Genomic DNA, 10,656 nt, shown 5'->3' on the forward strand with positions numbered 1-10,656 from the left:
CGGCTTAGGCGCGGGAAGTGTCCGAGTAAATGAGCGACCTGGCAGGCCTCAAGAAATCTCGCTCTGCAGGCCCTGCCCATGCGCGTCCGTGGCGCACGGGCAGGATCGGCTCGCCGTTGGGATGTGCCTATCGCTGAGTGACGTTGGCGATGTTGCCATTTCCGTTCTGGATAATGCTGGCGGAGTTGGTGGTATACGTCAGCGTATCCTGCCAAAGGGACGCTTGGTTCCCGTGCCCCGTCTGGTTGATCAACGCGTCGTGAGCATGGAACCCTTGGTAGGCTTCGATCCGGTTGTCAGAGCCAAGTTGGGCAATCTCAATGCTGTTGTCGTCGCCCACTTGGGCAATATCGACAAAGTTATAGTCGCCCTCCGAATAGCCAGTAATGCTTGAGCCCTGTCCGCCGAAGGACGCAGATAGCTCGTTTCCAACGCCTTGCTGGCGATAATCCAGGACGCTGTAACCATCGCCGGAAGAGATCTCCGCAATGTTGGCATCGCCGATTTGCTGTAGGAAAACGTCTCCGGCAGGGTAGCGACCGGAAACCTGATAGATGTCTGCTTGGTTGGCGGTACCGTCCTGATCGACCACGGCAAAACCACCGCCAATGCCGAAGCTTACTTGTTGTAGTTGCACCAGGTTATCGCTTCCCCGCTGTTGCAGGTCCGCCGTGCTAAAGCCTGATTGGTCCACATGGATGACGTTGTCCTGCCCCACCGACACCGCGTCGAGCTGGTTGCCCACCCAAGTCTGCGTTGCGTCGAGACGATTGCCGGTGCCCTCTTGGTGAACCGTCGCGGTCGATGACAACTCGCCGAGGTATTCACGTTGCTCCACCTGAGCGCTGTTTGAGACGCCTGTTTGATGGATCTCGATGCTGGCCATGCCCGACCGGTCGCCATGGATCTGATAGACAGTGGCCGAATTCAGCGAGCCCACCTGGTCGATGCTCGCCTCGCTTTCTTGGTCGTTGATACCGGTCTGCTCGGTTAGTGCGCTGTTCTCGGTACCGTTTTGCGTGATGTAAGAGCGTTGCAGCCCGCCGCTCTGTTGCTGCTCCGCGACATTGTTGATGCCGGTCTGGCTTATTTCGGCGATGTGTTCGCTGGCTATGACGCTGCCGCTTGCCGCCAGCAGCAATGCTGCTGCGAGAGGAGTCATACGAGTCACTGGAATCTCTCCTGTTCATGATGGATTGGCTCCGTACATCACAGGCGAAGCAATGAGATTGTTGTCGGTTCGTTTATCTGCCGGTATAGATCGAAGGGGTCAAAATGCCTTCAGCCCAGGATTAGTACCCGGGCTGAAGGCTTTATGTCGCATCGGTTCAACCGGCACTCCCATGTCTCGTTGGATTCCGCTAGCCGCCGCTGATCGCTGACAACATTCCAATCACACCGAGCAGGGCGCCGAGTGGCGCGGCCCACCGCTGACGCCATGCGAGCGTCAGGCTGACCACCAGGCCGGCAAGCATCAGCTGTGTCAGCGCAATCACCAAGCCAATCGCTAATCCTGACGATGCGGTATTCAGCAGAGCTGCGCCGAGTAACAGCCCGGACGCTGTGGCACGCAGCCAGCGCTGTCGTCTGGGTGTCGGCGCGGTGTTGTACACCGCTCGATGGTGTCGAGCCATTGCCAGGCAGAGTGCCAGCATGGCCAGGTAGGCCAGTGCGAATGCGAGCAGGATCATGGAGCTAACTCCTGTTGCCGAGTAGCCGGGCGTGTCTCCTCGCGTGCCGATTTCTTCGTTTGTGGACTGCTAAGCGAGTACCAGGCACATAGGCTGCCGACCAGTAACAACACTGCATCGATACCCGCCAGCATCAGATCCCCGCGCGCGAGGCTTGCCAGAAGATGCCCCTCCGGTGTCGTCAGGCCGTTAAGCAGCGGCAGGCCCAGCGCGAGTATTGCCAGCAAGGCGGATAGCCGGCGAGACAGTCCGAGCGGTTGCCGACGACTCAGGTAGGCGAACACCGCGACGGCCAGCCAGGCCAGGGAGAAGCACCAGGCCTCGGCAGCGCCACGCTCAGCCAATGTGTCGGGTAGAAGACGATTCGCCCACAGCAATGCGAGCGAGGCGATAGGCATGCCAAAGAACACCGCGCCGTTGAGCGCGCGCACGATTTCGATACCTCGAATCTGCCGCCCCTCGCGCTTGCGTAGCCATACTCCAGTGCCGGCAATCAGCATGGCGCAGCCGGCCAGCCCGAGCAGGCCGTATAACAGCCGCACAATATGCCCGCCGAATTGCGCCATGTGCAGTCCCACCAGCCATATGTAGGCGCGATAGCCGACCGGAGCCTGCTGCTGATGAAGAAGCTCGCCGGTGAATGCGTCGTAACTCAGGGCGTCCTGTGGCGAGCCGATGCGCGATGGATCGAAGCGACGCACGCTGACCACGGCGGATGCATCGGACGGATGCTCGACGATGATCCAACCGATCTCTGCGCCATCCCAACGCTCGCGGGCGTCGGCCAGCAGCGTCTCTAGCGGGGCGAACTGACCCGGTGGCTGGTTCAGTTCGTTGCGGTGATAGCCGCCCTGCACCTCTTCGTAAAAGGCGAGAGGGTCGCCTCCGTACGCCACCATCGCCCCGGCGGGCATGTAGGATGCAACGAACACCGCCACACCGGTGTACGCCAATATCAGATGGAAAGGCAGGCCGATGACACCGAACAGGTTATGCGCGTCGAGCCAGGCGCGTTGGCCGTTCGCTTGTGGACGCAGGGTGAAAAAGTCCTTGAATATCCTGCGATGCACGATGATGCCCGACACCAGAGCCACCAGCATGAACATGCCGGCCAGGCCAACGATGTACATGCCGATCGTTCCGGCGTGCAGGTTGTAATGCAGTGTGAAGAAAAACTCGCCTCCGACTGTTTCGGGCATGGGCCGCCCGGTGCGAGGATCGAACGCTACGCGACCGCGGGTCCCGGATTCATCTTCTTCCCAACCCAGCCGCCAGTATGGCTCGCGTTCGGTCGGGCCGTGCAGCCAATAGGCATGCAGAGGTGCCTGCACGTTTGCTTGCACCCAGTTGCCGACGTCAGTGGCGGTCATCGCGGTTGCTGCAGGCGTATGCAGGGCTGGCCGCATCCAGCGTTCAAGCTCCTTGTCGAAACAGGCCAGCGTGCCGGCGAAGATGATTACGAACAGCAACCAACTGGGCAGCAGCCCGCCCCAGGTGTGCAGCCCGGCCATGGATTGACGAAGCATCATGGCCGGGTCCTCCACTCGACGGGTAGGTACGCGCCGAGGAGCAAGAGAGCGGCCAGCACGGCGATCAGCAACCAGGCGGTGAGGGCGCTACGAGCGGCGAAGGCGTAGATGACCGCTGCGACCCAGACGGCGAAGCAGACCAAGCTGGCCGTCACGACCCGGTCAGGACGCGGTAACGGCAGATACACAGAGAAAAATGCCGTGAAACCATAGGCTAACGCATAGCCACCGAAAAGCGCGGCGGAAATGCGCCCGGCCAGATTGGCGAGGCGGGACGATGCGAGTGTAGTCATTTGTGCTGACTCCGATATCCGTCCATCAGAAGCTGTAGCTGACTGTGCCGACCACCGTCCGGCGACTGCCGAGGAAGCAGTCACCGCGCGACAGGCAGCTGGTGTAATAGGTTTCGTCTTCCAGGTTGGTAGCGTTGACCGTGAACGCCCAGTCCTGATAGCGGTAGCCGAGCATGGCGTCGAACAGGGTTGTGGATGGCGTTTTCAGCGTGTCGGTGCCATCCCAGCTCGCCCCGACGTAGCGCACACCGGCGCCTGCGCTGAAGCCGGGAACGCCAAAGAGTTCGAAACGATGCTGGGACCAGAGCGAGGCCATGTCTTCCGGGATCGTTGCCAGGCGAGCGCCTTCCTCGCGCGGTGTTCCCTTGAGTACTTCGGTGTTGAGATGGGTGTAGGTCGCAATCAGATCCCAGTCAGGGCGGACGGCTACCATCGCCTCCAGCTCGAGGCCCTGCGTGCGCGTTTCGCCTGTCTGGACCGTATTCGATGGATCGTTCGGATCGGGCATCTGCCGGTTCTGTTCGCGCAGATCGAACACCGCGGCGGTGTACAGACTGTTGCTATCGACTGGCTGATATTTGATCCCCAACTCCCACTGTTCTCCTTCCAGCGGCTTGTAGGGCTCGCCGGTCGAGGTGTTCAGGCCAACGATTGGTTGGAAGGATTCGCTGTAGCTGATGTACGGCGCGATTCCGTTTTCGAAGAGATAGGTGAGTCCAACCCGTCCGGTGACGGCATCGTCCTTCTGCCGTGTACCGCCTTCGGTGCGGTTGTCGACCCAGTCCTTGCGCAGCCCCAACGTCAGCATCCAGCGTTCGTACTTGAGCTGATCCTGCAGATAAAGGCCTTGTTGCGCGACCGTCTGCTCGGGGTCGGCGGTGAGATCGATAACGGAGGGATCGAAGGTGCCGTAGACCGGATCGTAAAGATCCAGCGCTGTGGTCGCGCCGCCGGCTTGTTTACGGTTGGTGGTGGCGTGTTGGTAGTCGCCGCCAATCAACAGCGTGTGCTGCACCGGACCGGTGTCGAACAAGGCCTGGGCATTGTGATCGGCGACCCAGACGTCAACTTCGGGTTTGGCTACGTGGTAGATGCGATCGAGGGTTCGGTTATCGGCGTTGAGCACCGGTGGCCAGCCATAGATCTGCTGGTAGCTGACTTCGCTTTCCTGGTAGCGCAGGTTCTGTCGCAGCGTCCAGGTTTCGTTCAGTCGCCAGCTTAGCTGTGATGTGAGCGCCATCTGTTCGGTATCGTATTCGTCAAATCCCGGCTCGCTGACGAACAGATCGGTGTCGTAGTGTCCGTAAGGCGCATCGAGAACGGTGCCGCGGTGTGGGAGAAACTGCGAGGTGGAGCCGCTGTCGTCCCGCTGTATGTTCGCCAGCAACGTCCATTCGATGTCGGCGGTGGGGCGCCAGGTAATCGAAGGCATCAGCAGCAGCCGATCGTCTTCCACGTAATCGACCTGCGAGTCGCTATCACGCGCGATCGCCACGACTCGATACAGGAGTGTGCCTTCCTCGTTCAGCGGGCCGGTGCTGTCGATGGCGATTTGTTTGCGGTCGTAGCTGCCGTATTGAAGCTGTAGTTCTGTACGCTGCTCGTCGCGCGGCCGTTTGCTCACCATGTTGATCAGGCCGCCAACGGGGCTTTGTCCGTACAGCATCGACGACGGGCCCTTCAGCACTTCGATGCGTTCGAGGGTGAATGGGTCTGTGCGGGTATTGGTGTAGCTGCCGAAGGTCTGTTGCAGACCATCGAGATAGAGCACCGGAGTGCTGCCACGAATCTTGGACGAGTCGCCGCGAGCGTCCAGTCCAAAGGCTTCGCCGCGTACGCCAGAGACGTATCGCAATGCGTCCTGCAGCGTCTGCGCCCCTTGGTCTTGTATACGATCGGCGGTGATCACACTGATCGATTGCGGGACCAGAAGCAGCGGTGTGTCAGTCTTGGTACCTGTCGCCGAACGTGTCGCAACATAGCCCTCGACCGGTCCGTCAGCGCGTTCGGCCTCGCTGGAGACAACCTCCTGCGCCGGCAGCTCGAACGCCGATGCGTCTGTTGCCGGGGCGCTATCCATTGATTGAGCCAAAGCAACGGGGCTGAGGGAGACGACCGGCAGGACTAGACCGGCGGTGCGCAACGCCACGAAGAGAGGACGCAGGGCAGGGCGGCGTGACATGAGCATCTCCAATTGCATTTATTATTGAGATGCGGATGTTAATGCGAATACGTTGCATTTGTAACCCTTCAGGCTACGAATAATGAACGTCGATCTGCGGAGACTGAAAATGGGGGAAATAAAAAACCGCAGCCGCCCAACGGGCTGACTGCGGTTTGTGCTCAGGCTGTTGCCAGCCTGGTGTTTGTCACGTCATTAACGGTTGAACGCTGCGCCAGTCCCAACGACCGATGCTGATCCCAGCAGCTGGGTGATGAAGCGGTTCCAACGAGTGATACCGGCCGGACCGACGAATACCACGTCCTGTGGCTGGAGCGGGAAGCTCCTGGCCAAGGCAAAGGCGGTTGGCGATTCGGCGTTCAGCTGGAAGACCTTGGCTTGCTCGGTGGCGATGTTTTCCGCGCCGCGGATGACATATACCGCTTCGCCGTCTGCGGTTTCCTGACGGATACCGCCAGCAGTACCGATGGCATCCATCAGGTTGTAGCTCGTTGTCTTGAAGCTGAGAGCCTGCGGTTGAGTAACTTCACCCAACACGTAAATCTTCTTCTGATCGTTGTAAGGCAGGTGCAGCTGGTCGCCGTCCTTCAGATAGACCTGATGCAACCAAGAATCCGGGCGGTTCAGGTCGTCGAGGTTCAGCAGGTACTCACGGCCGTCGCGCTTGAGCATCAGGCTGGACAGATCTGCGTTCTCGGTGTCGACGCTCGCCTGGCCGATCGCCTGGACGATGGTCATCGGCGCGGTGGTGACCGGAACTTCACCGGCGGTGTTGAATGCGCCCGAGAGCACGATGCGCTGGCTGCCATAGCGCAGCAGGCTGACGTCGACCTGTGGGCTGTCAATGTAATTGGCGAGGCGGCGTGCGATTTCGGACCGCAGTTCTTCGATGGTGCGGCCCGCAGCATTGACGTTGCCAATGTAAGGGTAGAAGAGAGTGCCATCCGGACGAACCAGGCGACCGTTGGCATCGAGCTGCTGCTGCGGGCCGGACGGCGCGGTCAGTTCAGGGTGATCCCATACGGTGATGTAGAGAAGGTCGTTGGCGCCGATGCGATATGCCTCGGGTTTGAAGTCGAGCAGCTCTTGCTTGCTGGACGTGCCCCTGTCGGAAGACAGTTCGCCCTTGAGAATGTCAGGCGTGATGCGAATGAGCTGTACCGTACCGTCTTCCGATTTTGCGCCATCCTTGAACTCATCTGGATCAAGGTATTGGCCGGGCGAAAACACACATCCTTGGAGCGCCAGCACGGAAGAGAAAGCGAGAGCAAATAATGGTTTCATGGTTCTTCATCCTTGACGGAATAGTTGTTTTTACGAAGTGAAACTGCGGGATTCACTTTTTGCTTAAGGAGCGAGCGAAAATTGATTCGTCTGCCATTTGTCGGCGGTGATTTCCTCGAAAAATGCATAACAACGAATTCAATAACAGCTTCTCTCGGTGTCGTTACCGCAAAGCTCTTGGTGTAATTCCTCGACTCCAAAGTGAGACTTTTCGGATGAGCCAGTGATAGGTTCCGCTTAACCGCTAGCGCATCATCAGGCCGAGAAAATAGACGCTTTGCCGCTCACAGTAGCCATAGACCGCTCCGTTTACGCGGGGTTCAAGACAATGCGCATAAATGAAGCGCTGACAAAAAGAGAGGCGTAGCGCACTGCATTGGAACCTGTCTAGAACAGGCCCATCATCAATTGACAGAGCTGCTGCTGATTCTGTGCGTATGCATATCGGTGCCAATGGCGGTTATGAATCGCACCTGCGTCGTTCAGTAGGCGTCGAGCACTAGCGTAGCTGGCAGGTGTTTCTCTGTGTTTTGCAGCAGGTATTAATCCGCAGTGGGGTATTCGATCATCCAGCGTAGCGTGTCTTTTAATTCAAGCTGGGGCAGATCGCCGATAAGTGAGTCCAGTTTGGCTCTGCTGCCGAACAGGTTCTTCACGTCAGCACTACGTACGAAGGCTGGATTGACTCTAACGTCCAAGAGGTGACCGGAGATGGCCGCCGCCTGTTCCAGAACATATTGAAGCGTATACGCAGAACCTGAGCAGATATTGACGGTTTCGCCAATCGCGGCAGGCGTTTCGAGCAGTCGCCGATAGGCTTGTACGACCTGGCGAACATCACAGAAATCGCGCGCGATATCCAGGTTGCCCAGTTCGATGACCTCGGCTCGGCGACGTATGTGCGCGACTATTTTTGGGATGAGAAATTGTTCAGCCTGGCCGACTCCGGTGTAATTGAATGGCCGGCTGATAATCAACGGCAAACGACCGCGATAGAGCCCGGCGAGGAACTCCATCGCTGCCTTGCTCACCGCGTAATCATTGGCTGGAGCAAAGGGGGCGGATTCGGGCAGAACACCCTCGGTAGCGTTTCCGTAGACATTGGCACTGCTGGCAAGGAGTACGCCTTCAAGATTCGTTGCTGAGGTGCGCAGCGCTTCGAGTAAGTGACGAGTGCCGAGCAGATTGGCGTTGTAGATTGCGTCCGCATCGGTATGCGCGACGAAAGAGACTGCTGCCAGATGCACGACGTAGGTCGGGCGTATCTCCATCAGCAATGTTCGCAGCGTCTCGTCATCGTTCAGCGAGCAGCAGTGGATGGCTGAAACAGCCGTAGGCAGCTCGCCCACGGGTTGGCGATAGCTGAGGCCGTGGACCTCGTAGCCCTGGGCTGCGAGCTCTTCTGCCATATAGCGGCCGGTAAAACCGGTGACGCCCGTAATCAGCACTTTGCGCATGATCTTTCCGGGATGAATTCCAAGTTCTGCGGAGCGCTTTATCCCTGTATAGAGGTGGGATGTTGCGTCCCGATTACGGTTGATCGAGTGACCACACGACTGCTGTCGAACTGTGCTGTGCGGGTGGTTGCTCGGTAAGAACCACAATCGATTTATATGCCGCCTGTATTGACGGGTGGCTGGTTGGGAAGTGAATGCACGGGGCAGCTCGGTTGCCCCTGTGCAGTTTGCCGGACCGAACATTCTCGTATTGCCGCTTACGGCTTCCGACATAGCTTCCCGTCAACCGGGTCGAATCACTTCAGAATGAAAAGCCTTGCTGATTGCGGCGCATGTCAGCGTCGACCATCATGCGGCACAGTTGCTCCAGCGAAGTTTTGGGCTCCCAACCCAGTACATCCTTGGCCTTCTGAGGATCGCCGATCAGCAGGTCCACTTCCGCAGGACGATAGAACTTCGGATTCACCCGCATGACAACTTTGCCGGTCGCCATGTCGATCGCCTGTTCTTGCTCGCCGGCACCTTCCCACTGAAGTTCGACGTCCACTGCCTTGAAAGCCAGCGTCACGAAGTCGCGTACGGTTTCGGTGCGGTTGGTTGCCAGGACGAAAACGTCTGGCTCGTCGGCCTGCAGCATGCGCCACATACCCTCGACATATTCTTTGGCATAGCCCCAATCACGTTTCGCGTCGATGTTGCCCAGTTCGAGGACATCCAGCTGGCCGAGTTTGATCTTGGCCACCGAGTCGGTGATTTTCCGCGTCACGAATTCACGGCCCCGTAGAGGCGACTCATGATTGAACAGGATGCCGCTGCAGCCAAAAATGCCGTACGACTCCCGGTAGTTGATGGTCATCCAATGTGCATAAAGCTTGGCAACACCATAGGGACTACGGGGGTAGAACGGGGTCGTTTCCGCTTGGGGAATGGCCTGGACCTTACCGAACATTTCGGAAGTCGACGCCTGGTAATAACGAATCTTCGGATTAACGATACGAATCGCTTCCAGCAGGTTCACTGCGCCTGCGCCGGTGATGTCCAGTGTCGTCAACGGCTGCTCGAAGGACACACCGACGAAGCTCTGTGCTGCGAGGTTGTAGACCTCGGTTGCGCCAGTGCTCTCCAGCAGCCGAATGCTGGAGGACAGGTCGGTAAGGTCGTATTCGACGAGATGCAGATTAGGGTGCTTGTCGATGCCCAACTCTTCGATTCGCCAGAAGTTCACCGAGCTGGTGCGGCGAAATGTGCCGTATACGGTATAGCCTTTTTCCAGCAGAAGCTCTGCCAGATAGGCGCCGTCTTGCCCTGTGATACCGGTGATAATCGCTTTCATTGTCTTCCCTGTATGAGGTTAGGTTTAAAGTGCATTCGCTTCGCTTCGCTCTGCCTGTCGCATAGCGCTGGGAAAGTAGCGAAGCGTTATTAGATAGGCCTGTTTCCGGTTGCCTTAACAGTCACCGTGACCGAAATAGTCCAACGCCAAGCTCAATCAAGACTGCTGTTTCGCAGGACTGCCTTTTTGTCTGGAATTTTTCTCACGTAAATAAGCAGGCACGATATACATCGCGTCGATCAAATAGCGCTTGGCCAGCCGGCGAGGCTCCAAACACATGCGATGGAGCCATTCGAGTTTGTACTCACGCATCCATTTAGGAGCTCGCTTGATGGTGCCTGTGGCGAACGAAATGGAGGCGCCAATACAAAAGCCCATGCCTGAACGCTCATGCGATTGAGTCGCCGCGGCCAGGACCTCGCCGCGAGGCGTACCGACCGCATAGAGAACCAGGTCCGATGAGTTTTCACGCACGAACTGCAGGCAACGCTGCACTTCTTCCGGTTTTTTGATGAAGCCCATCGGCGGGTTGTAGTGATAAAGCTCGATGCCGGGATAAATCGCTCGAAGTTTGTCGGCTTCGGATTGCAGCGAGCCGATCAGAACCACGCGCAGGCGATCCTTGTCTGCCCACTTGAGCAGATCCAGCGTCAGGTCGCTGCCAGGAATGGCTTCGTCGAGGTGTACGCCCAGGCGGTCGAGCAGCGATAGGAGAATGCGACTATCACAAAGCCTCCAGCGTGCCTTGGCGTAAGCATCCCGTAGCTCTGCGTCATGCTCCAACTGAACGAGGTGGTCAACGTTCGGCGTTACCACAAACGAATAGGGCTGCTTGATGCCCTCGCGGATGCAGGACAATAAAGCTTTCTTATTGCCGGAATAGAAGT

General features: G+C 58.2%; 9 protein-coding genes. All 9 read right to left on the minus strand.

Features of this window, described 5'->3' with window-relative positions; genetic code table 11:
• Positions 1-127: 127 nt before the first annotated feature.
• Positions 128-1,171: a hypothetical protein gene (locus V6943_RS16755; protein WP_340554680.1), complete on the minus strand. Its 1,044-nt coding sequence runs from the start codon at positions 1,169-1,171 to the stop codon at positions 128-130.
• Positions 1,172-1,361: 190 nt separating this feature from the next.
• Positions 1,362-1,691 carry a DUF3325 domain-containing protein gene (locus tag V6943_RS16760; protein WP_131650428.1) on the minus strand — a complete coding sequence of 110 codons (330 nt, stop codon included), beginning with the start codon at positions 1,689-1,691 and terminating at the stop codon, positions 1,362-1,364.
• The gene (locus V6943_RS16765) at positions 1,688-3,220 is read right to left on the minus strand and encodes a PepSY-associated TM helix domain-containing protein (protein WP_340554682.1); all 1,533 of its coding nucleotides are present in this window, start codon (positions 3,218-3,220) and stop codon (positions 1,688-1,690) included. The genes V6943_RS16760 and V6943_RS16765 overlap by 4 nt, the downstream gene beginning before the upstream one ends.
• Complete coding sequence (locus tag V6943_RS16770; protein ID WP_340554684.1) at positions 3,217-3,513, minus strand: DUF3649 domain-containing protein; 297 nt, start codon at positions 3,511-3,513, stop codon at positions 3,217-3,219. Before V6943_RS16770 ends, V6943_RS16765 begins: the two co-directional genes overlap by 4 nt.
• A gap of 25 nt (positions 3,514-3,538) precedes the next feature.
• Positions 3,539-5,695: a TonB-dependent siderophore receptor gene (locus V6943_RS16775; protein ID WP_340554686.1), complete on the minus strand. Its 2,157-nt coding sequence runs from the start codon at positions 5,693-5,695 to the stop codon at positions 3,539-3,541.
• Between the two features lie 195 nt (positions 5,696-5,890).
• Complete coding sequence (locus V6943_RS16780) at positions 5,891-6,979, minus strand: polysaccharide biosynthesis/export family protein (RefSeq protein WP_131650431.1); 1,089 nt, start codon at positions 6,977-6,979, stop codon at positions 5,891-5,893.
• A gap of 542 nt (positions 6,980-7,521) precedes the next feature.
• Entirely contained in the window at positions 7,522-8,436 is a 915-nt protein-coding gene (locus V6943_RS16785) for a GDP-mannose 4,6-dehydratase (RefSeq protein WP_131650432.1), read from the minus strand.
• A gap of 301 nt (positions 8,437-8,737) precedes the next feature.
• Entirely contained in the window at positions 8,738-9,769 is a 1,032-nt protein-coding gene (gmd, locus tag V6943_RS16790; protein WP_131650433.1) for a GDP-mannose 4,6-dehydratase, read from the minus strand.
• Positions 9,770-9,925: 156 nt separating this feature from the next.
• On the minus strand, positions 9,926-10,656 hold a 731-nt coding region (locus tag V6943_RS16795), incomplete at its 5' end, for a WecB/TagA/CpsF family glycosyltransferase (protein ID WP_340554689.1).

It is taken from the genome of Pseudomonas sp. CBC3, assembly GCF_037967085.1.
In the GTDB taxonomy this organism is placed as follows: Bacteria; Pseudomonadota; Gammaproteobacteria; order Pseudomonadales; family Pseudomonadaceae; genus Stutzerimonas.

Coding starts and splice junctions, on each gene's coding strand:
- gmd (WP_131650433.1), bottom strand. CDS start 9,769: ATGAAAGCGATTATCACCGGTATCACAGGGCAAGACGGCGCCTATCTG.
- V6943_RS16780 (WP_131650431.1), bottom strand. CDS start 6,979: ATGAAACCATTATTTGCTCTCGCTTTCTCTTCCGTGCTGGCGCTCCAA.
- V6943_RS16760 (WP_131650428.1), bottom strand. CDS start 1,691: ATGATCCTGCTCGCATTCGCACTGGCCTACCTGGCCATGCTGGCACTC.
- V6943_RS16775 (WP_340554686.1), bottom strand. CDS start 5,695: ATGTCACGCCGCCCTGCCCTGCGTCCTCTCTTCGTGGCGTTGCGCACC.
- V6943_RS16765 (WP_340554682.1), bottom strand. CDS start 3,220: ATGATGCTTCGTCAATCCATGGCCGGGCTGCACACCTGGGGCGGGCTG.
- V6943_RS16785 (WP_131650432.1), bottom strand. CDS start 8,436: ATGCGCAAAGTGCTGATTACGGGCGTCACCGGTTTTACCGGCCGCTAT.
- V6943_RS16770 (WP_340554684.1), bottom strand. CDS start 3,513: ATGACTACACTCGCATCGTCCCGCCTCGCCAATCTGGCCGGGCGCATT.